The organism is Bradyrhizobium sp. USDA 4369 (assembly GCF_054056435.1).
The window spans coordinates 1,129,961-1,153,829 of sequence record NZ_JBSRYH010000001.1 but is presented as its reverse complement, the minus strand read 5'-3'; the positions used below and the strand labels follow the sequence as shown (position 1 = coordinate 1,153,829).

Below are 23,869 nucleotides of genomic sequence, written 5' to 3'. Positions count from 1 at the left end.
GATTGTGATTCGAGCGTGGCCCGGGGGAGATAAGCCGATGACTGATCACTATTCGACCAAACATCCGCCTAGCGGCGGCGCCGCAAAATACACCTACAAGAAACTCGTCGATACGAACACTCCGCTCCCGAACAGCGGCAGCACGTTTCAGGAGTTTCAGCCTCCAGTCTTCGACGGCTCCACCGTCGTGTTCTGTGGCTCCAACCAGACCTACGAAGGTCTGTATGCTGTCATGAGCGACGGCTCCCTCGTCACCGTGTCCGACAATCACACGACCATTCCGCAACTCCAGGGACCGCCGACGAGCGCGCAGGATGACCAGCCCGACGCGTATGTGCAAAGTGTTTCCGGGCAGCTTTCATATTGCGGCAATGAGTTGTCGACGCCGAGGCCGGCGGTGATCGGCAACCAAGTGATCTTCTTCGCCGCCAACTGGCCGCAGAACCTGGCAGGCATCTTCAAATTTGATCTCAAGACTCAATCGTTGAGCGCGAGCGATATCGTGGACAATTCCACGGGCCTCTTTGCCGGCGGTCAATTCAGCCAGCCGACCGTTTCGTCGCTCGGAGCAGTGTATTTCTCTGCCGCGGGCGCAAGCAATACGCCTCCGCCGGGCGTCTATGCTGTTCCGGTCACGGGTGGCACTGACGGTCCGGCACAAGTGCTCGATATCACGACCGCCGCAACGCCGTCGGGCATCCAGATCGCGAACCTGAGCAACAGCCAGCAGCGGCCGCTCCTGCCGGTGACCCAACTCTTCGTCTGCGGTCTGCAGACCGGCACGAGCGGAAACGAAGGAATTTTTTGTTACGGTGCCGCAGGCTTGGAGCTCGTGGCCTGGGCAGGGCAGGCGATCGGCACCTATACGATTGCGACCGGCGCAGGAACCTTCTGGACCGAGATCGCCTACGCCGAACAACTGCTTGCCTTCAATGTCGGCCTCCTCGATTCTCAACAGGACATCTCCACCGGACTGGTCGCCCTCCCGCAGCCGTCACCGACCAGCACGCCCGTTCTTATTGCCACCAATATGCAGGAAATTCCCGGAGGTGGCGGTCAATTCGACGGCAACGAATTTGCGACACCACCGGTCTGCGACGGAACACGCGTGGTCTTCACGGGGGCTTATTTCCCGACGCAAGGCTTTGGCGAGGTGATAGGCCTCTTCGTTTGGAACGCGAAGACCGGGCAGTCGGCCAAAATCCTCGATTCCAACGATAAGCTTGGCAGCGCGCAGTTCAGCAACATCTACCTACAACAAGGCTGCTTCGTCGGTGGCCAGCTCGTCGGCTGTCTTCTCTTGAGCGACGGGACGTCCGGCATCTATCAGTTCGATCTGTCGAACTATTGACGTCAGTCTCGCGAAGATGGGCGGGCGAGAATGTACTGCGACGATGCGGTCGGTCGCGCTGTTGGCGACGCGGTGGCCAACCGTGCCCTGCGTCGTGCAGTACGGAGCGGATCTTCGGCGGCAACCAGAGCGAGGTGCTCGATAAGCCCTCCACGCACGATGTGGCTGACGCGTCGTGGCGCGCAGCGGGGAGGGGCGAAAACCTCCCCTCCTCGCAACGGTTGATCGTCATCTGGAGGCGCCCGATTACAGCGTGCCCGGGAAGGCGCCCCCGTCCAGCAGGATGTTCTGCCCCGTGATGTAGCCGGCCTTGGCGCCGCACAGGAAGGCGCAGGCGAGGCCGAATTCTTCGGGATCGCCGAAGCGGCCGGCGGGGTTGGTCTTGGCGCGCTCGGCCAGGATCTGCTCGGGCGGAATACCGCGGCGCTCGGACTCGATCCTGGCGGTGCCGATCAGGCGGTCGGTCTCGAACGGGCCCGGCAGCAGCGCGTTGATGGTCACGTTGTTGATCACGGTCTTGCGCGACAGGCCGGCGACGAAACCGGTGAGGCCGGCGCGGGCCCCGTTGGAGAGGCCGAGAATGTCGATCGGCGCCTTCACCGCGGCCGAGGTGATGTTGACGATGCGGCCGAACTTGCGCGCCATCATGCCGTCGACGGTCGCCTTGATCAGCTCGATCGGCGTCAACATGTTGGCATCGAGCGCCTTGATCCAATCGTCGCGGGTCCAGTTGCGGAAGTCGCCGGGCGGCGGGCCGCCGGCATTGTTGATCAGTATGTCCGGATCCGGGCACGCCTTGAGGACAGCGGCGCGGCCCTCCGGCGTCGTGATGTCGCCGACCACCTCGGTCACGGTGATGTCCGGATGGGCCGCGCGAATGTCGGCCGCGGTCTTGGCCAGCGCCTCGGCGCCGCGCGCGGTGATCGTGACATGGACGCCTTCATTGGCGAGTGCGATGGCGCAGGCGCGGCCCAGCCCCTTGCTGGAGGCGCAGACGATGGCGCGGCGGCCCTTGATCCCGAGATCCACGATTAATGACTCCGAAATTGTCAGTGAAACAGAAACGATGATGGCGGCATTCTAGCCAAGCCCGCTGTCGCTGATAAGAGCAACCGGGCTGTGCCGAATTGCATGGCTCGCCGCTGCGCCGGTGATCAGATGCGCCGTTCCTGCTTGAGACGATCGATCAGGCCGGCCACCTCGGGCGGCAGCGAGCGGAAGCCCTTCGCGCCTGCGAGCGAGAGCAGCGGCCGCAACCGCGAGCCTTCGAGGAAACGAGGCTGGCGCTCCGGTGGGACGATCTTGTCGAACACAAGGACGAGCGTGGTCGCCACCATGCCCACGCGCACGGCGCCAAGCAGCGCACCGGCGAGCCGGTCGCCGAAGCCGGCTTCGGAACCGATCGCCTGATCCAGGAGGATGCGACCGATCTTGCCCAGGGCGACGCCGATGACGACGAACGCAGCGAAGAACTGCAGCCAGCCCTGCGCCAACGGCACGCCATGGACATCTCTGAGCTGCGGGCTCATCGCTGCGACGGCCCCCATCGCCAGCGGCATCGCCAAAAGATACGCAAGAATCGTGATGGCGCTGCGCAACAGCCCGGTCGAAAAGCCGCTATAGACGGCGATCACCAGTCCGACACAAGCGGCGAGGTCGAAGGCGTTCATCATTGTTTCGCTTTGGTTGTAGGTGGAGCCGGTAAACAATTCCGGTTTGCCCTCCTTCAAATCGTCTGTATCAAATGCGCCGCAACAAACGAGGAAACCCAAGGGGAATGTCATGTCCGACCTGTTCGACGTCAGCCGGCAAGTGATCCTGATCACCGGCGCGAGCCAGGGTCTTGGCCGGCAGTTCGCACGCGTGCTGTCGGCGCACGGCGCCGCGGTCGCATTGGCTGCGCGGCAGACCGGTAAGCTCAAGGCGCTCGAGGACGAGATCAAGGCCGAGGGCGGTCGCGCAGTTGCCGTCGAGATGGATGTGACGAGCGCGGCATCGATCGCCAAGGGGCTGGATGCAGCCGAGGCGGCGATGGGCCCGATCACGGTGCTGGTCAACAATGCCGGCATTGCGGTCGAGAAGCTGGCGGTCGAGCAGAGCGAGGCGGATTGGGACGCGGTGATCGGCGCCAATCTGAAGGGCGCTTATTTCGCGGCAACCGAAGTGGCGCGTCGGATGATCGCACGCAAGAGCGGCGGCAATATCATCAACATCGCATCGGTGCTCGGCTTCAGCGTCGTGAAGTTCATTGCACCCTACGCGATTTCGAAGGCGGGGGTCGTTCAGGCGACCAAGGCGCTGGCGCTGGAGCTCGCCGCCAGCGACATCCGCGTCAACGCGCTGGCGCCGGGTTACATCGACACTGACATCAACCATGACGTCTGGGAGACGCCCGCGGGCGAGAAGTTGATCAAGCGCATTCCACAGCGGCGCGTCGGCCGTGAGAGCGATCTCGACGGCGCCATCATGCTGCTGGCCTCTCCCGCCTCACGCTACATGACCGGCAGCGTGGTCACCGTCGATGGCGGATTCCTGCTGACCTGATTGGCTCCAGTCGAAGCCGATCAGGCGCCGCGTAGCTCGCTCTTGATCATGTCGGCGGCCTTCTCGCCGATCATGATCGTTGGTGCATTGGTGTTGCCCCCGATCAAGGTCGGCATGATCGAGGCGTCGACCACGCGCAGCCCGGCGAGGCCGCGGACCCTCAGTTGCGGATCGACCACCGCCAGCGGATCATCGACGCCCATCTTGCAGGTGCCGACCGGGTGATAGACGGTATCGACGCGACTGCGCAGGATGGCGCGGATGTCGTCATCGTTCCTGACCTCGGAGGTGAACAGATCGCGCTTGCCGAGGCTGCGCATGGCCGGCGTCTCCATCAGCCGCTGCGTGGTCTTGTAACCGGCGACCATGGCCTCGAGGTCCTGCTCCTCACCCAGGAAGTTCGGATCGATCAGCGGCGCCGTCAGCGGGTCGGCGTTCTTCAGCGTGACCGTGCCGCGGCTCCTGGGCCGCAGCAGACAAAAATGGCAGGAGAAGCCATTGCCATGGCGCTTGCGGCCGTGATCGTCGGTGACGGCCATGCCGAAATGGAGCTGGATGTCTGGACTATCGAGGTCGGGGCGGGTCTTCAGGAAGCCGCCGCATTCGGCGAAGTTCGAGGTGATCGGCCCGCGCCGCTCGCGGCGATATTGCAGCGCTCCGCGCAGCAGGCGGCTGATGCCCTGGGGCGACAATGACGAGAAGTTCGGGTTGTCCGAGAGATAGGCAAAGATGAAGTCGGGATGGTCCTGGAGGTTCTGTCCGACGCCCGGCAGATCATGCAAGGTGGCGATGCCGAGCCGCGACAAGACGGCGGCGTCGCCGACGCCAGAGAGCATCAAGAGCTGCGGTGTCTGAAACGCGCCGGAGGCCAGGATCACCTCGCGCCGGCAGCGGATCTCCTTGACCTCCTTGCCCTGGCGATATTTGACGCCGACCGCGCGCTTGCCGTCGAACAGGATCAGCGAGGCCTGCGCCGCGGTCTCGACCCGGAGATTGCGCCGCGTGCCGAGATGCGGCTGGATGTAGGCGCGTGCAGCACTCCAGCGCTCGCCGTTGCGCTGCGTGACCTGATACATGCCGAGACCTTCCTGGGTCTCGGCATTGAAATCGTCACGGAGCGGAAATTGCGCCTCGCGGGCGGCCTGCAGGAAGATCTCATGCACCGGATTGTCGGTGCGCAGGCGGTTGACCGGCAGCGGCCCGGATTGGCCGTGATAGGCGCCGTTGAAATCCGCATTGTTCTCCGCCCGTTTGAAATAGGGCAGCACGTCGTCATAGGACCAGCCGGCATTGCCGAGCGCGGCCCAATGGTCGTAGTCGGCGCGGTGGCCGCGAATATAGACCATGGCGTTGATGGCGGATGAGCCGCCGAGTCCGCGGCCGCGCGGCTGATAGCCGATGCGGCCGTTCAGACCCTTCTGCGGCACCGTCGTGAACGACCAATTATTGACCGGACCGGCGACCATCAGGAACAGCATATAGGGCGTCGTGACGATCCAATTGTCGTTGCGTCCGCCGGCGTCGAGCAGCGCGACCGACGTCGCCGGATCCTCCGATAACCGCCCGGCAACCGTCGCCCCGCCGCTGCCGCCACCCACGACGATGAAATCGACCTCGTCCGTCACGCGTCTCTCCCTGATGTTGTCTTGCCCTGATGTTGTCTTGCTTGTTGTTGGATGTCGTTCCGGGGCGATGCGCATGCGGATGGCAAGGCCATTGATGTGCCGAGCGGCCGCCGGATCACGCGGAGGATGTTCGCAGGCTCGCCTGCGGATTCCGGGGGGTCACGCCAGGTGTACCCGGCGCGATGCGGTCAAGGCGTTCAGCTCAGCAGCCGCAGCAGCTTCTCGATCCGGGCGATGCTGGTGCCATAGGGCGGATAGAGATCCTTCATGCGGTTGAAGGGCGAGCGGTAGAACACCGGCTTCAACTTGCTGAAGCTGTTGAAGCCCCATTCGCCGTGGTAATGCCCGATGCCGGAGGCGCCGACGCCGCCCATGGGCTGATTCATCTGGGCGAAATGCAACAGGCAGTCGTTGATCGTCACGCCACCGGAGACGGTGCGCGCCAGCACGGCTTCGCGGGCCGCGTCGTCCCGACCGAACCAGTACAGCGCCAGCGGCCGGTCATGGGCGTTGATATAGCGGATCACCTCGTCGGCAGCGCGATAGGTCATCACGGGCAGCAGGGGCCCGAAGATCTCCTCCTGCATGATCGCCATGTCGGGTGTCGCGCCGACCAGCACGGTGGGCGGGAATTTGCGCAGTTTCTTCCAGGCGGGGTCTTCCGGGCTGGTCGCGCTCAGCGGCTTGGCGCCGCGGGCGATCGCGTCCCGTAGCAATCCCTCCAGCCGCGCATAATGGCGGTCGGAGATGATCGAGGTGTAGTCGTTGTTGGCCGGATTGGTGCCGAACATCTGCAGCATGTTGCGGTGGAGCTGGCCGGCGAACGCGTCGCGCTGCGGCTCGGGCACGAACACATAGTCCGGCGCGATGCAGGTCTGGCCGGCATTGAGCAGCTTGGCATAGGCGATGCGCTCGGCAGCCTGATCGAGGTCGGCCGAGACGTCGACGATGGTCGGCGACTTGCCGCCGAGCTCGAGCGTGACCGGTGTCAGATTGCGCCCCGCGGCCTCCGCGACGATGCGGCCGACCCGGGTCGAGCCGGTGAATACCAGATGATCGAACGGCAGCGCGGCGAAGGCCTGCGCGATGCCATCCTCGATCCCGGTGACGGAGAGGACGGTCGGGTCGAAATGCGCGGCGATGAGCTCCCGCAGCAGGGCCGCGAAACGCGGTGTCAGCTCGCTCGGCTTGATCAGGACGCGATTGCCGGCGGCGATGGCGCCGATGGCGGGCGCGAGCGTCAACTGCAGCGGATAGTTCCAGGGCGCGATGATGCCGACCACGCCGAGAGGCTGCGGCAGCAGGCGGTTGCGGGCGGGCCAGAACTGCAGCGCGGTCGCGATCCGCCGCGGCGCCATCCAGCGCGGCAGCAGCTTCAGCGTGTGCTTGATCTCGGCCTGCAGAAACAGGGTCTCCGCGATCGTGGTCTCGACCGTGCAGCGATGGCCGAAATCGGCCGAGATCGCCTGCTCCAGGCGCGTCTCATTGTCCGCCAGCATCGTTCGCAGCCGTCTCAGGCTGTCGAGCCGTGCGGCCATGCTGGGCGGCGGCGCGCTGCGCGACGCCTCGATCATGGCATGGAAGGTGTCGTCGAGCGCCAGAACCGGGGGGCTCTTCAGGGACTGATCCATGGACGTCTCCTCGGGTGTCCTGCGGCGGCGCTTCGGCCGTCGTTCTCGTTCATCGCGTAAAGCTGCCGTGTTGCGAAACCCTTGGCAAGCGTGCGGCCGCCGTTTCCGTCGCGATATAGTTGCGAACGCGTCGCGAGGATGCGCGGGCTTCCGAGGGACGGCGCGATCTTCCGGTGTCCGGGTGGAACTCTGGTTTGTCTCCTGTGGCTGCGTCCGGCCCGTTCGCCAAGGAGCGAACACCGGACGTCCATTCGATCACGCAGCGTTTCCACAGAAGCGCATGGTGATCGTGTCCCTGTCCGAGCATGATCTTTTCGGAAAACCGGTTTCGATTCTTTGGCGTCATAACAAGCGATTGATTCAAATCGACTTTTTCCGGCATCTCGGCCGGCGGGGCAGGTGTCATAATCCCGCAAAAAAACTTTGTCGAAAGCCCTTTCCAAACCCGCCTCGCATTGGTACATACCGCTCGCACCCGATGGTCGGCCCGGCCAACGGGCTCAAGCCTTCTCAGGAAGCCTTTGGGATGTATCGGCGGCGCTCCCAAGCGTCAGCCAGGAACAACCGGCAATTCTTGAAGGGTCGCATCAGTTAACGCGGGGTGGAGCAGCCCGGTAGCTCGTCAGGCTCATAACCTGAAGGTCATAGGTTCAAATCCTATCCCCGCAACCAAATATTCTAGTAAGTTCAAAGGGTTGGCCAAAAGCCAACCCTTTAATTTTTGGTAAATGGCCCTAGCACAGGCCAAGCACAAAATTCGACTGGTCGGAAAACTCGCGCTATCCTTGGTTGAGGGAGGTGCGAGATGTCTCGTCACGAGCTCGTTGGAGGACTGGTCCAGGTCTACAGGCGTGGAGGCCGGACCTGGCATTGCTCAGCCTCCATTGACGGCCGCCAATATCGGGCCACGACCGGCGAGGACGACCTCGTCCTCGCCAAGCAGTTCGCGGAAGACTGGTATCTGGCCCTGCGAGGCAAATCCCGGGCGGGGATGCTGAAAAATGAAAAAACCTTCAAGCAGGCCGCCGAACAGTTCCTGAAAGAGTACGAGATTATCACCGAGGGGCAGCGGAGCCCCAAGTGGGTGAGAGGCTACCGTGATCGTCTGCGGCTGCACCTGCTGCCGTACTTCGGCAGCATGGGGCTCTCGGAGATCACGCCCGGCAAGGTTCAGGAATATCGGGTTCACCGGATCTCGACCGCAGAGGGCGGCAAGCCTCCGGCGCGCAGTACGATCCACGACGAGGTGGTCACCATCCGCCAGGTGCTCAAGACCGCCATTCGGCACGAATGGCTGGCGCACCTGCCGGATTTCTCGCCGCCTTATAAATCGCAAGGGAAGGTGGTGCACCGGCCGTGGTTCAGTCCGGAGGAATACAAGAAGCTCTACGAATCCACCCGCGAGCACATGAAGCAGGCCCAGCCGCAGCACAAATGGGACTCCGAGCAGTTGCACGACTACGTGCTCTTCATGGGCAATACCGGCCTTCGGCCGGATGAGGCCAAGAACCTTCAGCACCGCGACGTCAAGATCGTGGAGGAGGGGCCTCGCGGCCAGAAAATCCTGGAGATCGAGGTGCGCGGGAAGAGAGGTGTCGGCTATTGCAAGAGTACGCCGATGGCGGTGGTGCCGTACGAGCGGCTGCTCAGCCGGGCAAAGTATGTGCCGCAGGGCAGGGTGCGGGAGCGGCTCCGTCGTCCGCGTCCGGCGGCGCCGCCTCAGTATCCTCAGTCGACTGATCCTGTCTTTCCGGGGAACCACATCGGGCAATTCAATCGGTTGCTTGAGAAGTGCGAGTTGAAGTTGGATCGCGATAGCAAGCCGCGTACTGCTTACAGTCTGCGGCATACCTACATCTGCATGCGGTTGATGGAGGGTGCCGATGTTTATCAGATTGCCAAGAACTGCCGCACGAGTGTCGAGATGATCGAGAAGTTCTATGCGGCGCACATCAAGAACATGCTCGATGCCTCGATGATCAACGTCAGGCGGTCTAAGGCCCGGAAGGGCAAGAAGGACGCAAAATCATTGTCTGATGTTTATGAGGGGGCGGTTGATCCTGATGTTGCGGAGCACCTGTAGAGGGACGGAACAGCGGAGATCGGTGATCGGAGCCGTCCCTTGAAGGGCCGTAGGGCCCGCTCTACGAGCCCGTAGGGGCTCGCTTTGGCGCGAAGGCGCTCTTTTTCTTTGCGGATTTCTTTGAAGGACGCTTCCTTGAAACTTTCGCCTTTGACTTTGACGAAGCCGAAGACTTCTCGCTCTTAAGCTCTGTGATGTCCTCAGACTTGTCGCCGTTTTTCAACCGTTCATCGATCAATTGTAACAACGATATTCCAGCGCGGACGAACTGAGCGATATCTTTGCGTTTTTGTTTCAACCGCTCCATTTCAAAATCAGTAGAATCGACGCTCTGCTCGTCATCCTGTAGCGTTTTGACATACTTCACTACGATGACGTCCCGATCAGCTTCTTCTGCAAGCACTTGTGCAGCAGAGATCCAAGTCTCATCCGGCTGTTGCGACGCCCGCGCTGCTTGCTGGAAGCAGATGTTGATCATCGCGCGGGCGCCACGATCGATCATTTTTGCCATATCAATCCACGCTTGCGCAGTGGGAGTGGCGCTTTTCGTCAGCTCGTCGGCTGCGGGGTAGAAGAAGTATCGACCATTGTCCGGCTTGGGGTCAAAGCTCTCAAGAGCGCGCAATACCGCGTCGTATCCCTCGAACGGCTTTGTACCGCGAGGATAATATGCGCGGTGCTTCCAAAGCTTGAGAATAGTATCGACTAGCTCCGCTTCCAGGGTGGCTTTAGCCGGTCCCGCAGCGCTCTTGTGGGCTAACAGCTTTTCAGCGAGGTGATGAGCGATCCATTGCCCGAGCGTGTCTTCATCGGCTTTGAGCTTGAACTGTTCGACGAGCTTTCCACCAAGTGCCAATAGCTCCTTCGTGGTTTTCGATTGTGCCGTCTGTCCGGAAGATGAAGAACTGCTCGAACGCCTTCCTTTTTTTAGTTTTGTCATCGTATCTCCCCCCGTATTCTTCCTCTAGCCTCCGTTCCAAGTGAACGCCGACGATCAAGCTCATCTGCTGCTTCTTAAGGAAGGACATTAGCACGTCGACATCAATCTGTAGGCGGTTTCCCTCAGATTTGGTCTCTCGTTGCCGATATGAGCGTCCATCGTCATATCTTTCCGGGAGATCTGCCCACACCGTCTCGCGCACGACCACCTTGCCAGTGTCTGACATCTTCCAGGCTTTCGCCGGCCGGACATCAGCAATAAGTCCAAGCTCGGTCAGAAGCGGTTGACCAAGCGTCTTTGTTGGACCCTTGGTGCCATTACGCAGGGTATCCTTGAGATCAATGCCTTCCTCGTTCCGGATTTCTGTAAGCCAGCCGACCAGCTTGTAGGGCATCTCCTTAAAGCGCTCGTCGTATTCATGATCAGAATCAGCGTGAGGTAGGTGATAAGGCCACTGTCGCCGTTCTCTCATACTCAAGGAACGGCTAAGGGCACCAGCGGTCGCCGGATTAACTAGGGCGCTGGATAGCGTTGCATGGACTTCTCGCGTCGGAAATCCCGACGTCCACGAACCGTCGACGGTTACAACGCTTTTGTCAGTGCCATTCTCGTTGAATAGGGCCGAGATGAACTCCTTTTGAGAGATACGACTTACCCAGCGATCATCGTTCCCGGCGCCCGCGAGCCATAGCTGATCTTCGAGGGGCTTTGGATCTCGAAAGTCTGCTAGCCAAGCCGGAGGAACCATCAGCTGTTGCTTTCTAGCCCAGTATCCGAACGTGCCCCAATACTCATCCTCTGGCTGCCAAAGCGGATATTTCTGCAGCATTTCGCCGACAACGCATAAGACAGCGTTCGATTCCAAATAGTACCCATGGCGCTCGATAATGGGCATGCTACCCTTATCGGAGTGATGGAGACCCCAACGGTTCTCGTTGTAACGACCTTTGCGAGGTTCTCGGTCCCAATGATTAGCCTTTTCGGGAGCCGCCCACTGATCGACCAGCCAATAGTCAAGGCGGCTGTAAAGTTCATCCTTTGAGAGGCCAACAAAGAAACGTAGGAGCGGCGTGAGAACGTGCTCTACGGTGTCATAGCCGAAATCAAAACGCCCTCCTTTCCTGTCGTCCCACTTCAGGTGCGGCGCGATGTGTTCCTTGCGTTGATCTAAAGGGAAGGGAGTAGCGTTAATACGGCGGACACGTTCAATAGTAACCGCGCCTAACTCGGCAGCGCCAGATTCATGAAGGGCGAGGAGCGCTGACTTCGCGTACTCGCGGATAGAGAAGTGCGGAAAGTCGCAGTCTAACGCAATGTCCAGGATCGCCTTATGCACGTTTATCAAACTGCCGGGCGTTTCATGAGCAATCCTAGCCGCAGATATGACAGTCCAAAGCCGGGCTGCGAGCCAGTAGTACGGTGACGCTGGGTCTCGAAACGCGTCGTCGCTTTTACGCGAATACTGCGCAAATAGCGCGGTGATCCCGTCATTTGCGCCAAGTTTGGCGAGCCTCCGCGCTGCGTGAGCCGCACGCCATCTGATGCGCGTATCAACATCGCTCATAAGTGCGAATAGCAGTCGACCCAGAGCCTCGTCCATATCTGAGGGAATATCAACATCCTTCAGCGCGGTCTCATCAAGCGAGACGCGTGCAGTGATGCGTTGCAAGTACCAGTCGAATATCAACCAAGCTTCCTTAGGCTCAAGGAGCGCGGCCATCTGCTTGGAGATTATGAACAGCGATCGGCTTCCAAGGGAAAGGCTGGTCGCCTCCAACGCTTCCGCCAAGATCCCGAGCTTCTGCGCGCCGCTTAATCGCGTGGCAGAGAGAAGGTCACTCAGGTAGCGGTACCTGCCCCAGCCGTACATCACCATCAGGCCCTCGAAGCGCTGCAAAATCACCTTTGGAAGTGAGTTTGTCCGCCAGCTGTTGACCGAAGGGCTGTTCCATTTCGCGAGAGCGGCCAAAATTGCATCGGCTCGCCGAGTTTCGCCGAAATCGCCGACGTCACTTTCGGAAAGTGCATTGAGAAATGGAACTCTATCTCCCGGCGAAGAGATCTTGTCGACCATCTTCACTAGAAGCGGTCCCGAACCCAGGTAACCTTCCTTTTTACGAGCGGCGTCAAATTCAGCTTCAATCAATTCTTTTGTTGTAAACGGGCCATCGCCGATCTCTGGTCCGCTGTCTTCACGATCCTTCTGGCGTTCTCCGATCAGGTTCTTCGATTCGAGATAGCGGAATGTCTTATCCAATCGCAGGTAGCTCGCCTGATCGAATGATGAGCCTAGCGCAGAAGCCGCGTCTATCAACTCCGCAGCCCGTTCGCCGATATTTGTTGGCTTCTCAAAGAGCAGAACGTCATCAGCAAGAATGCCGACGATTTCGGATGCCTGTAACTGCTCCTCAGACTTAAGCCGACCGACAATGTCGAGGCGAAGCTGATTTGAGGCATCTGGTATAAGAGACAATAGCGCGGCCGTGATAGATGGAGAGATCTCCTTTAGGCGGCTCGCCTCTGCTAAAAAATACTCCAGAGTCTTTGGTAGGCCTTCAATGCCCTGGTCGGCCCAGCGAGACACCGCAGCGAGAGCGGTTGGACCGTGCAGTCGAATTACCGAGTTGATGCACTCATCCCACTGGAAGTTTTCCTCGTTTCTAAGCCGAACAGCGATGTCGGTTATGGCATTAACTAATGGCGTCGCTGCGCGTACTCTTGCATTATCATCCCAATGCGAGGAGTGCCCCGTCAAGACTTCGAGCACCCCGATTTGATCGATTGCTTCGCGGTCAATTTCCTGGGCGAGAGAAATCGCATCTTCGTAGAAGATGCGTGCATCCGGTTCGCTAAATGTGAGCGCAAGGCGGCTGAACTCGATTGATGCGTCAACTTTAGTCGCGGCTGGCTCTTTTGCGGACCGTAGCTGTGGAGACCGCTCGACAAGAGATTTCAGAACAAAATCTCTGCTTTCATGGCGTAACAGTAGGAGACGCCAGAGTGGAAGGAGGTGATTGCCAAAAGGATCGCCATAATTTGGGGAAGCGAGACTGGAAGCTTTGTTGAATAGGTCCTGCCAACCAAAACCCTCTAAGTGCATCATTTTAAGTACGCTCAAGGCTATGCGAGCCCTCACACCCATACCGGCTGGGCGCTTGAGCATATATTCATCAGAGCCCAAACCTCCGATATTGCCAATCTGAGCGGCGTCTGCCGAGCCGTTGCCGCGACGGTGGCTCAGCATAGAAACGCGGCTTTCGTAAACTGGAAAGATTGTTCCGACGATGCGCCTCTGCTCTTCATCAAGTTTCCGCCCCGGCGAGTGCGCTTGCTCTGTGGGCTTGCGCTTCTTACCCGTGGCCGGGGCCTCGGGCTTGGACGGTGGGGGAGGGGGATCAATTGCGTCGAGAAAGTCCTTTGATGATGTAGGCTTGCCATCCAGTGTTTGACGAAGCACCCATGCGCGAATGGGGATATCCAGCGCGTCGGTTTCAAGGTCGCTATATGGTGTGTCTGGTGGAGCGTCCAAGTGCCCGGCGAGGGTTACAACGCTGCGTGTGGTTGCATCAGGTATGCCTAGGGAGAATCCAATTTCGCCTGCGGTTACCAGCAATTCTCGCAGTTCAGATTTCCACTTGTCTGTGTAGTCGTCAGGCATCTTGCTCAGCGTCGGTCTTAGCGTCCGCTCAAGGACATTGAGCGATTGCTCTAAGCGGGACGCTTCTATCCTCGCGCCTGAGAGAGCAAGAGGCACAAGGAGCAGCGCTTCCCAAGCGACTGGTAACACCCGCTCACGGAGAGCGCGTTCCAAGATATCTGATTTTCCCGTAGCGATGAGATGAGGAATGAGCCTAAGCGCGGCCGATAAGCGTGATTGCTTCGAAGTCCAACGGGTGAGCTCTCGATAGGCTTCCATCGGCCCATATAGAAGAGCTGCGCACTCAACGTCGGCTGCAATATCATCGATTTCGATATTCCAGCCGTGGCGCTGCTCCCGTGGAACTTTGCGCAAGCGCGCGAGCCATTCGTGATAGTAATGAAGCTGCTCGATCGCCTGAATTCTGTTACCAGAACGTGCCGCTCTCAGTGCATCTTGGATCAAGACACGCCCTTGCTTTTTTGCGCTATCTGAATCGGAAAGGACTAGTCTGACCAGAGAAGAGCGAGCAAAGCGGGTAGAGAGATCTGGATGTTTGTCTAGAACTTCGGCGAAAAATGCTTGATCTTTTGAAGCCTCAGCTCCCAGCAGAACGACCTTCATCACAGCGGCGGAGTCGCCTGCGGCTCTACAGGCTGCGTGAGCCAAGCGCAATCGCCGAAGCTGAATTTCACGTCGGACTATTGGATCTGCAATAGCGGCTGGAGCCAGATGCCTTTCTATTATTGGGAGAATCTGCCGTTCTCTCCCGGCTGCGACAAGCAGATCAGCGAAATTAACGGCGGCATAGAGATCGGTCTCAAAGATGGGGGCGAAGAGATCGCAGGCGCGCTCGCTGATTTGCCGTAAGTGGGCTCTTCCCTCTTCGCGGATGAAATCTTCGACGTCTTCGTCTGCGATGGATATGCCGTCACCTTCTAGACGAAGACTAGGACTTGTGTCGTGGACAAAGTCGACGACCTCGGACGGCTGAAGGTTCGCTATCTTTGCAAAATGCTCAATCGGTATGGGGGCAGGCAGTGCCGCAAGTGAAGACATTAGAATGTCGTACGATGTGCTGATTCCAGCCTTTTTGATTGCCTCTTGAAAAAGAGTTCTTAGCACGTCGGCGAGGTTTTTACCTCCTGGGCGAAGTGCATTCAGCGTGGCGGTCGGTTCGTTGTCGCCCGCACGGAATGCGTAGTCCTGGACGCGCGGAATACCATTGGAAAGCGCATGAAATTGCTCGATCCACTCCGCCGTTACGGTTGGGATCGTGCGTTTAGAGGAGGCCTCCGTCTCCTGCGGGCTGAATGCAGGGCAAGAAATAAACTTGACGTTATTGGGTAGTTCAAGGCTGTCTTTTCGGACGGTGCGAGCACTGAACACGAGCCGCACGTTAGAAGGCAACAGAGCCATATCTGCCCTTGCCAACTCGGTCACAAAGCATGCCTCTGGAGGCGTCGAGCGCCTTGCTGCCGTAACGGAGTTGTCGGCAGCGTCGATGCCGACAACTAGCAATGCATTCGGGTCGCTCTTCTGCAGGAGTTCGCCTGCAAGCGAAACTCTCTCTAGAAAGCGGCGGACAAGGATTGGACTATTCGAACCTCGCGCGAGGAGGAATGGAATGCCGAGATCTAGGCTCAGTTCGTTGGCGATCTGCGTAAACGCATGCTCCGGAAGATGTCTTCGGTCTGTGCTGAATAAATAGCGACCCCCGCCATAGCAGTCGAACAATACGAAAACTGAAGAGGATGGTAGCAGTGACCGAAGCTGCAGCAATGATGTGGTCTTGCCGCAACCTGCGCTTCCATGCAGGCAAACTAGTCTGACGCCACCCACAAGCGTCGTAAGCAGCGCGTGGGCAGGTTCTCGGTCGATAGGATTGGCGACAATCTTGAAGTCACTGGGGGCGGGAAAAAGCCCGGTGTCTGCTGCTACGTCAAACCATCCGAGTACCGTTTTTCGCGTGATATGTTCGCGGTCCTTTTCCGGCATCATGAGTTCGCGGATAAAGGACATAAGCTCGCGGACCGTAGTACTTACGTCGTCACCTAGGATGTCGGCGACATGCTTCGTGATTTCACTCCGGATGGAACGCCGGGACGATTTTCCGCAGTCGGAGAGATCTAGAGACTTCGCGAAGCTGCGAAGATCGTCGTCATTGAGCCCAGCGGAGGCTCGAAGTTTATCGATATGTTCTAGAACGGTGTTGCTAGGGGTCGTCGTCCCGTCGGTTCGCAGCGCGTCGAGAGCTTCGGACACTTCTGAGGCAATGTCTTGGTTGCTGACCAGACGGATCTGCAACTCGGCGGTCGGCTGCATTCTGCGTTCCGCTTCTCCGAATGCATCTGCCAGCCGCCTCAAGACAGAATTGTCGCCTTCCTTCTTTTTCGTATTCCGCGTGAGGCGCGCGATAGTCCAATCCTTTTCGGGGGCAGTGGTCGAGTACTTGTGTTGGGCGATAACAACCCTATTCGCGGTCTCTAGGTTCTTGCCGCCAAAGTTAGAGCGCGCAATCAACCCCGTCCCAAACCCTTTGATCTTCGTCGACGTCTTCTGACGCAATACCCTCAACGGTTACGGCCGTCAGCCCGGTAGATGGGACGAGGAGTCCGAGGGCTTGCTGCAGTGCCCACAGCTCCTGATATTGATCCCCAGCATTGGATGCCCTTGCGCCAACAGGTGATGTGCGTTCCGTATCGACTGTTTTAGCCACGACCGAGCCTAGTGTATTGCTGTCTCAAACAATCATCATTCCGTATAGGTTGAATCAATCGAATACTAGCGCATAGATCAGTTCATGTCAGTTATGCAATGGTTGCGCAATAATGTTTAGCTTTCTGTCCAGTCGTTCACTGCGGCATTTCTCTTGCTCCGACACAAAATGTTGCTGCGTCTCAGTGTATCCGCACCGGGCCAGGCCTTCGCTGTGCGGTCGGTGAAGGCTGAAACGAAACGGGTTGGACAGCCAAGCGGTCCCGATGGGTTCACAGCTGTTGAGGACTGCTCGATCTGGGCGCCCGGAGGCAGCGACAATGGCCGGTGCGGCCCACACGTTTCCTTTGCCAAATAGATCATTCAGGCGCGGTTCTATTGCTTCTCAGGCCTACTCCCGTGTGGGGGCAGCATCCATTGCGGGGCCAGTTGGACGGGGAATTTGGGACCGAAGCGCGTCAGCGCAAGGCATCCAACCGTATCCCAGGGGGTCCCTCGGTCGGAGCCTCCTTGCCCTGCCGCTCATCCTTCGATCCTCAAGGAATTCCCGTCCGGCCGCGAATGGCGCAGCCGGTTAAACCAAACGGGAGTATCCAAGATGAAACGCAACGAAAAGAAACCGGCGCCACATGCGGTTTATGTGGTCGAGGGAGAAGGTGACAACGCCTTCTGGACCAAGATCGGCGCAGCCTGGGAGCACCAGGACGGCAAGGGCTTCAACATCCAGCTGAGCTGCCTGCCCCTGAATGGCCGCCTGATCATTCGCGAGCCCAAGGCCGACGCGGAGGCGCGGGGCGATGAGCCCCGCCGCTACGCGGCGGTACGCCGTCCAGTTCGAGGACTGGACGGTTTACGAAGCGACGGTGTTCGCCGGCACGGCAGCTGAGGCCATCGAGAAGGCCAAAGCCATTTACAGCCTCAATGGGTTGGCCGAGTTCTCGACGGTTGAACGCGGCGACGCACTCTGGCGGGCACGATGCCTCGACGAGGAGGTGCCCTCGTGAGCTTCAGCCTCACTCCTCTCCTCAACACGGTCGCCCATGGCGACTGTGTCGAGGTCATGCGCCGGATGCCGTCCGCCTCGGTGGACTTCATCCTCACCGACCCGCCCTATCTGTGCCGTTACCGGTCCCGCGACGGGCAGACCATCGCCAATGATGACCGCGACGACTGGCTGGTGTCCGCCTTCGCCGAAATGCACCGGGTGCTCAAGCCTGGCTCGGTATGCCTGAGCTTCTATGGCTGGAATGCCGCCGACAAGTTCATTGGCGCCTGGCGCAAGGCGGGATTCCGTATTGTTGGACACGTGGTTTTCAAGAAACGGTACGCGTCGTCGGCGCGTTTCCTGCAAAGCAGGCACGAACAGGCCTACTTGCTCGCCAAGGGTAACCCCGGTCTACCTTCAGCCCCTATCTCTGATGTCCTCGACTGGGAGTACACCGGCAATAGGCTGCATCCGACGCAGAAGCCAATCAGCGTCTTGCAGCCGCTTATTGAAGCGTTCTGTCCACTGGGTGGAATTGTGCTCGATCCGTTCTGCGGGTCCGGCTCCACGCTTGTCGCGGCGCGATGCGCGGGCCGCTCGGGAATCGGTATCGAACTCGATGCAAGGCATGTTGAAACGGCCATCCTTCGATTGAGCGCGCAGGGGGCCTTCGGCGATGACACTGGTCAGCATAGTGGCTGCCGCAAACGTTGTGTGGCACAATAAGTCCGTGGCTACGAAAGCGCCCTTTCTGAAACGGATAATCCTTCCACCGACAGCGGGGGATAATTATCCGTTCAGCATTCCGTTAGTCCAGAAGGGCTTTGACCTGATTTTCGACAAGCCTGTCACGTTCATCTGCGGCGAGAACGGCTCGGGGAAGTCCACCCTCATCGAGAGCATTGCGCGCCATTGCGGCTTCAGCGGCACCGGGGGCAGCCGCAATCATAATTTGAATGATGAGCCGACGGATGTCGCGCCCCTGCAGGAGCACCTTGGTTTCTCCTGGAACGTGAAGGTGAACACCGGTTTCTTCGTGCGAGCGGAAAGTCTCTTCAAGTTTGCGGATTTCATTGATGAACTTGCGCGAGAAACCGGCACGTCCATCTACCAGTCCTATGGCGGGGCGTCGTTGCATGCCCAGTCCCACGGTGAGGCGTTTTTAACGCTTTTCTCGCACCAACTGAATCGGAGAGGCGTATTTATCCTCGACGAGCCGGAAGCGGCACTCTCGCCCCAGCGTCAGCTTGCCCTGCTCAAGATCATCCATCAGTTGGTACAGACGGGGAATGCGCAATTCATCATCGCGACGCACAGTCCGTTGCTCATGGCTTATCCCGATGCCAAGTTGCTCTTTATCAACCAGGGCGAAATCGCCGAGCGCAGCCTGGCCGCCACACCGCACTTTCAGGTGATGGCTCGGTTCTTTGCAAATCCGCTGGGTTACGTGACGGAATTACTTGAGGACTAACGGCATCTCCTCAGACGACGCCTTTGCCTCCGCACTGCGAGCATTTGCCAGACCCACGGCATTCGTAGCAACGAACGCTTCCCACGTTCTTATTGACGTCGCGGGGGTCGGGATGGGGGTTGAGTTGCTTGACGCTTCCCGACCCGTTGCAGGTTCGGCAATCTCGGCTGCCCCTACAGGCGTGGCATGTCACGGACGGCATGGTTGGCTCCATTGAGTTCGATGCGCGGCAAGAGAGGAGAAGACGGCGGCTTGGTGCCGCTAAGGGTTACCGTGGAACATGCTGGACGGCCCTGAATGCTTCGGGCGGACGCCATGATCCTGTAAACGACGGTGTATAGTCGTACGTTCGTGTCCCGGGATTGAAATACATGCTCACCGAGAAAATGGCTTCCGAGGTGCCATTCGCATTGACGCGCACGGCCTTCATAGAGTCGTACAGTAACGGTTGGCTCATTAGGGCGGAAAGCATTTGCTGGAACGCAAGTTCGGGTTCATCGAAGCCGAACTCGCAAGTCATCTTCCGTCCCTCCGTTCTGGGTATCAGTTCGACACGGATCTTGGATGTTGCCGGCGGTGGAGATACGCGACGTCCGGGGGTGGGCGGTTTTGACGGTGGTGGAGGTGGAAGAGGTTCCGGCTCCGGCGGATTCAGCATTGCGAAGAACTTGCGCATACCTGAGATGAACGACACTGCTCTGCTCCCTGATCAAAAACCTGTAATAAAATTACAGCCCGCCCAATTGTCCCGCCCTGCCCGGACGGTCAGGTTCGCGAGCTGTAGTAGTAATTCTTACGCAATATCTGTGGTTGCTCGTTAGCTGCGAGGACGAAAATGCTGTCGCGATGCTCGGGGCCGAGAATGTCGGCTGCCTCAAGCAACTGCTTGCGCGAGCTGTCGAGGACGTTGCGAGACTTACCGAAGGCCTTTGCCAAGCGCTCGGCCGTGGCTGCTGTGGGATTCATGTACATCCGCACGTCGCAGCTTTCCATCATGCCTTCGCCAACCTCGGCATAGGCAGCAGTGAGTTGTTCCGGATATTGCGCGACCATCCAGAGCTTGATGCCGTAGGAGCGGCCGACCTCCAGCGCTTCACGAATCGGGGCCATACGGCCCAGTCTCGGCAACTCGTCGAGCAGGAAGAGGATCGGCGCGGCGGCTTTGGATTGCGAACGCATCAGGCGCCGGACGTGCTGGCCGATGATGACCCGCAGCACGGGTGCGTAGGTTTCCACTGCGTTGGGTGGGATGCACAGATAGAGTGTGGGGAAGGGCGCCGAGATGAAATCCTCCGGCTTCCAGTCGCTCGTTGAGGTGACGCGCTCCAGTTTGGGTCCTTCCCAGAGCTGGAGATGCTGCGACGCGCCACTGAGAACGCCCTCAAACTGTTTGGGAGCATTTTTCATCATCTGGTGCATGCGGGCGGCGACCCGGCGCATGGCGGAAGGGAAGGGGCTCTCGGCGGCGCCGACCATCATCAGCATGTCTTCGAGACCGATGGTGGCGACGAGATCGAGGACGCGCGTCATGGTGCGCTCTTCGGGTTCATGGATCGCCGTCACAAAGGCGACCAGCAGCGTGACAAGGTCACGGCCCTGGCTCTCCCATGAAGTGTCCGTCTTGTTATTCTGCACCACCAGGAGGTCGGCCAAGAAGCGCGAGCTTTCCCAGAGTTCGTCCGGCGCGTCATCGACGAAGGCCAGCGGATTGTAGCTGCTGCTCAGGTCTGGCTCGACCGGATTAAAGCGGATGACGGGGCCGACGTTGGTCCGCCGCCATTCGGCGGTGTGCTCAAAGCATTCGCCCTTGATGTCGAGGACGATGGCCGGGCCCTTGTAGCGCGCCAGCGTCGGCAGGATATGGCATTGGGTCTTGCCTTTGCCCGAGGGCGCGACTGTAAGAAGTGAGGTCTCTCCGACGTAGTACAGTGGCCTGCCGGTGACGGACTGCGTGCCGAGCGGCAGCGCATAGGGCCCGCCCCGCTCTGAAAACAGCGCCGAGGTCTGCGCTGCGCTGCCCGGTGGCGGGGAGACGTATGTGCTGAGCCATTTGAGTAGGCCAGGTGTGGCTGGCGCCTTTTGTTGGCGAGCGATGAGCTCGCTGATGAAAGTTGCATAGGACGCCAGCGGCTTTGGTACGTAGTTGACGTTGCCACCGTTGACCAGCGAGTGGACCGCCACGTAGTTCCCTACATCGCCAAGGTTGGTGCCATCGATCTTGCACTTGCCTCCTGCGTGCACGACGGAGGCTGCGATGTTCTTGGCGGCATCCATGGGCAACTCGCCGAGGGCACCCAGGATCATCACCAACTGGAAAACGAATCTCTCGTAGTCGGTAAACTCATGAACCGGCCGCGAAAAGACAAACTCGCCTTCCTTGCGAGACCAGCCCGCGCGGATAATATCGGTAGGATGGCGGAAGACGTTTTCCGCCATCTGGATAAATCGCGTCGCCGCGTTCTCCTGTTCGATGGCGGCGAGCCTCTGCGCGAACTTCTCTGATGGCAGCTTCGCGTCCATCAGTATTGCCGCTTCTTGTCTTGCAGAACTTCAACAATGGTCGCCTGCTTTTCAGCAATCAGACGAAATAGCTCGGCGCCATCTGTCTTGAAGTCCTCCAGCGTATTGCCGGGGATACGGTAACGGATTTCCCTCACCTGGCCGGTATGAATGTTATAGGAACGCACGTCGCCGACGTAAGTATCGGTCCCGGGCTGGATCGGCTTCTTTGCCTTGGTGCAGTTGACAACCGCGCCGGGTTCGAACTCGATCAGAAACTCGCTTGGGACCTCCGGCTGTACGGCCAGGGTTTCCGGGACCGGAATCAAGCTGGGCGGCACGCCATTGCCGCCCCATGTGACCATGAAATCAATCAGCATATTCGACTCGTAGCGTCCATCCGGCGCGCGGAAGCCGCCAGGACACATGTCCGGGTCGCCGAAGGTGGTAACGAAGTCGGCGAACAGGTGCTCGTGACCTTCCATGTGTTCGAGCAGGATGCTGAGTTTGCCGTCTTGCACAGAGAAGCCGAAATCCGGGTCTTCAAGCTGACCGGGGTTGCACCATGTGATGCCCCAGTATTCGCCGGGATTTACGGTGATCCGCTTGAATCTGTCCCAGCCGACGATTTTGCCCTCAGGTGTCCTCATCCGGAAGCGCGGGCCGTTCTCGTCCATGTAGACAGAGCTGCCCTTCGGGATGGTGACCTTCGAATGATCAAAACGCGGTTTCCCCCGGCGGGAATCCACGGTGTTGAGGGCGGTGAGCCAATCCAGACTGACCTCGTCCGTGCGTTCGGCGATAACTTCCCGGGGCATTTTTCCATCCGCAGGGCGGTGAGGCGGGGCCGTACCATCGGCCAGGCGGACTGCAACCGTCAAGAGCGGGCTCCGCGCGGCCGACCCTGGGGTGGTGCTCCGTCCAGAGCGTCGGAGTACGGCCGGGCGGCACCGGACCTGCGTCCCGGTTGCCTGCCACGGCCTGCCCTTGCCTTCGGGCTGGCTTGGGAGATAGGCTGCCGGGTCTGTAGTGCGCACTTATGGGTTTGCAAGCAAACCCGCCCACTGCGAGGGGGCGTCTGTTGGCTATTTACAGCCTGCACCACAGCTCTGTCGGCAAGTCCACGCAGGCCGAGGCCTATACGGCCGCCGCGCACATCAAGTACATCACGCGGGCAAGTGCCCTAAGTCGGGTGGCGGGCGCTCGTATGCCGACTGCCTCGGTGGACGCTATGCGATTCTTGCGCGTCGCAGAAGACGGCGACCGTAAGAATGCGCGCGTGGTCGACAAGATCATGCTGGCGCTGCCAAGAGAGCTAAACCCCCAGCAGCGTATTGCTCTGGTCCGTGCCTACGCCGAGGCCATCACCCAGGGGCGGGCCTCATGGCTGGCCGCATTCCACGAGAAGGGCAAGGACGCCCAGAACCCGCATTGTCATCTGGTCATTCGCGACCGCGACCACCAAACCGGCAAGCGGGTCTACGGCATGAGCGAGAAGGGTTCGACAGAACGGTTGCGCGAGCTGTGGGAAGAGCAGGCAAATCTCGCCTTGGTTGAGGCCAACAAGGAGGCGCGCATCGACCGACGCACGCTTGAAGCCCAGGGCATCGGACGTGCCCCCACCATCCATGAAGGGGTCAGGGGGCGCCGGATGCACAAGGCCCGGCGCAAGGTAAGGTCCCGCTCACGTCCGGCGCGCAACAGTGCCCTGGCCAAGAGTCGGACAAGGACGGTCGACTATCCCTCGATCGACAACGGACGCTCGCGTTGTGCCCACAACGAGCAACTGCGCGCCCGCGTCAACGAGAGTGCAGCGGATTACTGGCAGGCGGTTGACGCGGACGCCCAGCATCGGGAAATCGAGCAGCTGCGCGCGATCCACAAGCCCAACGAGTCATCCGCCGAGGCGTTGCGGTCGGTCTATCGTGCGTACCTCAAAAAAAACCAGCCCACCGTAAGGCGAGGGAAGGAGCGGGACCGGGACCATGAGTGGGAGCCGGATGATTAAGACGCTTGCCTGGTTGGCGGTGTTTACCCATCATGAAGACATGGGCTTGCTACGGGATTTTTTGGACGGAAATGAATGGTCGAAAGACGTTGCCGAGACGCTAGAAACCATAGAGCTGGCCAAGAGTGAAATTGTACGGATGAACATCAAGATCGATGCCATCGAAGATCAGATTGCGGATTCCGATCGATGTCGCCCAGGATTCCGAGATGATCTCGCCCACCATTCCGATTTGAAGTCGCCCACCCGTTCCGAGATGATGTCGCCCACGATTCCGGGATGATGTCGCCCGGGTATCGCAAGAGCGAACCCGGGGTGACGAGACCTCTTCTGGCTCCCATAGGGTCAACCTTTCGGCTTTGCGAAGGGGGACCCTG

Annotated in this window: 16 protein-coding genes and 1 tRNA gene; 9 read left to right on the top strand and 8 right to left on the bottom strand. The window is 59.5% G+C overall.

Features of this window, described 5'->3' with window-relative positions; all coding sequences use genetic code 11:
* Positions 1-37: 37 nt before the first annotated feature.
* Positions 38-1,351: a hypothetical protein gene (locus tag ACVIJ6_RS05410; protein WP_456771818.1), complete on the top strand. Its 1,314-nt coding sequence runs from the start codon at positions 38-40 to the stop codon at positions 1,349-1,351.
* 246 nt (positions 1,352-1,597) lie between these two features.
* Here ACVIJ6_RS05410 and ACVIJ6_RS05405 read toward each other — a convergent pair whose 3' ends face one another.
* Positions 1,598-2,380, bottom strand: coding sequence for an SDR family oxidoreductase (locus ACVIJ6_RS05405; RefSeq protein ID WP_456771817.1), 783 nt, complete (start codon positions 2,378-2,380; stop codon positions 1,598-1,600).
* Between the two features lie 125 nt (positions 2,381-2,505).
* Positions 2,506-3,021, bottom strand: coding sequence for a CvpA family protein (locus ACVIJ6_RS05400; RefSeq protein ID WP_012041498.1), 516 nt, complete (start codon positions 3,019-3,021; stop codon positions 2,506-2,508).
* A gap of 112 nt (positions 3,022-3,133) precedes the next feature.
* Between ACVIJ6_RS05400 and ACVIJ6_RS05395 the strand changes: the two genes are divergently transcribed.
* Positions 3,134-3,895 (top strand): SDR family NAD(P)-dependent oxidoreductase, encoded by a 762-nt coding sequence (locus tag ACVIJ6_RS05395; protein WP_456771816.1) that lies wholly within the window; start codon positions 3,134-3,136, stop codon positions 3,893-3,895.
* A gap of 20 nt (positions 3,896-3,915) precedes the next feature.
* On the opposite strand, the gene ACVIJ6_RS05390 is transcribed toward ACVIJ6_RS05395, so the two are convergent.
* Both ACVIJ6_RS05390 and ACVIJ6_RS05385 read right to left on the bottom strand, forming a co-directional pair.
* Positions 3,916-5,520 (bottom strand): GMC family oxidoreductase, encoded by a 1,605-nt coding sequence (locus tag ACVIJ6_RS05390; protein WP_456771815.1) that lies wholly within the window; start codon positions 5,518-5,520, stop codon positions 3,916-3,918.
* A 197-nt stretch (positions 5,521-5,717) separates the two neighbouring features.
* Positions 5,718-7,151 carry a coniferyl aldehyde dehydrogenase gene (locus ACVIJ6_RS05385; protein WP_456771814.1) on the bottom strand — a complete coding sequence of 478 codons (1,434 nt, stop codon included), beginning with the start codon at positions 7,149-7,151 and terminating at the stop codon, positions 5,718-5,720.
* Positions 7,152-7,746: 595 nt separating this feature from the next.
* On the opposite strand from ACVIJ6_RS05385, the gene ACVIJ6_RS05380 reads away from it, so the two are divergent.
* Together ACVIJ6_RS05380 and ACVIJ6_RS05375 are read left to right on the top strand one after the other, a co-directional pair.
* Positions 7,747-7,823, top strand: a tRNA-Met gene (locus ACVIJ6_RS05380).
* 133 nt (positions 7,824-7,956) lie between these two features.
* On the top strand, positions 7,957-9,234 hold the full coding sequence (locus ACVIJ6_RS05375) for a tyrosine-type recombinase/integrase (protein ID WP_456771813.1): 1,278 nt from the start codon (positions 7,957-7,959) through the stop codon (positions 9,232-9,234).
* Between the two features lie 61 nt (positions 9,235-9,295).
* Here ACVIJ6_RS05375 and ACVIJ6_RS05370 read toward each other — a convergent pair whose 3' ends face one another.
* Positions 9,296-10,090, bottom strand: a complete 795-nt coding sequence (locus ACVIJ6_RS05370; RefSeq protein WP_456771812.1) for a hypothetical protein — start codon at positions 10,088-10,090, stop codon at positions 9,296-9,298.
* Positions 10,041-16,379, bottom strand: a complete 6,339-nt coding sequence (locus ACVIJ6_RS05365) for an ATP-binding protein (protein WP_456771811.1) — start codon at positions 16,377-16,379, stop codon at positions 10,041-10,043. Before ACVIJ6_RS05365 ends, ACVIJ6_RS05370 begins: the two co-directional genes overlap by 50 nt.
* A 748-nt stretch (positions 16,380-17,127) precedes the next feature.
* Between ACVIJ6_RS05365 and ACVIJ6_RS05360 the strand changes: the two genes are divergently transcribed.
* The 3 genes from ACVIJ6_RS05360 to ACVIJ6_RS05350 all read left to right on the top strand — a co-directional run bounded on the left by ACVIJ6_RS05360 (position 17,128) and on the right by ACVIJ6_RS05350 (position 18,985).
* Positions 17,128-17,415, top strand: a complete 288-nt coding sequence (locus ACVIJ6_RS05360; protein WP_456771810.1) for a hypothetical protein — start codon at positions 17,128-17,130, stop codon at positions 17,413-17,415.
* Positions 17,416-17,529: 114 nt separating this feature from the next.
* Positions 17,530-18,240: a DNA methyltransferase gene (locus ACVIJ6_RS05355; protein WP_456771809.1), complete on the top strand. Its 711-nt coding sequence runs from the start codon at positions 17,530-17,532 to the stop codon at positions 18,238-18,240.
* Entirely contained in the window at positions 18,191-18,985 is a 795-nt protein-coding gene (locus ACVIJ6_RS05350) for an AAA family ATPase (RefSeq protein WP_456771808.1), read from the top strand. Before ACVIJ6_RS05355 ends, ACVIJ6_RS05350 begins: the two co-directional genes overlap by 50 nt.
* A 765-nt stretch (positions 18,986-19,750) precedes the next feature.
* On the opposite strand, the gene ACVIJ6_RS05345 is transcribed toward ACVIJ6_RS05350, so the two are convergent.
* Both ACVIJ6_RS05345 and ACVIJ6_RS05340 read right to left on the bottom strand, forming a co-directional pair.
* Complete coding sequence (locus tag ACVIJ6_RS05345) at positions 19,751-21,505, bottom strand: type IV secretory system conjugative DNA transfer family protein (protein WP_456771807.1); 1,755 nt, start codon at positions 21,503-21,505, stop codon at positions 19,751-19,753.
* Positions 21,505-22,365, bottom strand: coding sequence for a hypothetical protein (locus ACVIJ6_RS05340; protein WP_456771806.1), 861 nt, complete (start codon positions 22,363-22,365; stop codon positions 21,505-21,507). Before ACVIJ6_RS05340 ends, ACVIJ6_RS05345 begins: the two co-directional genes overlap by 1 nt.
* Before the next feature lie 200 nt (positions 22,366-22,565).
* Between ACVIJ6_RS05340 and ACVIJ6_RS05335 the strand changes: the two genes are divergently transcribed.
* Both ACVIJ6_RS05335 and ACVIJ6_RS05330 read left to right on the top strand, forming a co-directional pair.
* A complete protein-coding gene (locus tag ACVIJ6_RS05335; protein ID WP_456771805.1) occupies positions 22,566-23,492 on the top strand; it encodes a MobA/MobL family protein in 927 nt (308 codons plus the stop codon).
* Positions 23,485-23,775 (top strand): hypothetical protein, encoded by a 291-nt coding sequence (locus tag ACVIJ6_RS05330; protein WP_456771804.1) that lies wholly within the window; start codon positions 23,485-23,487, stop codon positions 23,773-23,775. Before ACVIJ6_RS05335 ends, ACVIJ6_RS05330 begins: the two co-directional genes overlap by 8 nt.
* Positions 23,776-23,869 lie beyond the last annotated feature (94 nt).

Bases quoted from the DNA above. Each gene is read 5' to 3' on its own strand.
- ACVIJ6_RS05345 (WP_456771807.1), bottom strand. From the start codon at position 21,505: ATGGACGCGAAGCTGCCATCAGAGAAGTTCGCGCAGAGGCTCGCCGCC.
- ACVIJ6_RS05385 (WP_456771814.1), bottom strand. From the start codon at position 7,151: ATGGATCAGTCCCTGAAGAGCCCCCCGGTTCTGGCGCTCGACGACACC.
- ACVIJ6_RS05360 (WP_456771810.1), top strand. From the start codon at position 17,128: ATGAAACGCAACGAAAAGAAACCGGCGCCACATGCGGTTTATGTGGTC.
- ACVIJ6_RS05410 (WP_456771818.1), top strand. From the start codon at position 38: ATGACTGATCACTATTCGACCAAACATCCGCCTAGCGGCGGCGCCGCA.
- ACVIJ6_RS05375 (WP_456771813.1), top strand. From the start codon at position 7,957: ATGTCTCGTCACGAGCTCGTTGGAGGACTGGTCCAGGTCTACAGGCGT.
- ACVIJ6_RS05395 (WP_456771816.1), top strand. From the start codon at position 3,134: ATGTCCGACCTGTTCGACGTCAGCCGGCAAGTGATCCTGATCACCGGC.
- ACVIJ6_RS05350 (WP_456771808.1), top strand. From the start codon at position 18,191: ATGACACTGGTCAGCATAGTGGCTGCCGCAAACGTTGTGTGGCACAAT.
- ACVIJ6_RS05400 (WP_012041498.1), bottom strand. From the start codon at position 3,021: ATGAACGCCTTCGACCTCGCCGCTTGTGTCGGACTGGTGATCGCCGTC.
- ACVIJ6_RS05330 (WP_456771804.1), top strand. From the start codon at position 23,485: ATGATTAAGACGCTTGCCTGGTTGGCGGTGTTTACCCATCATGAAGAC.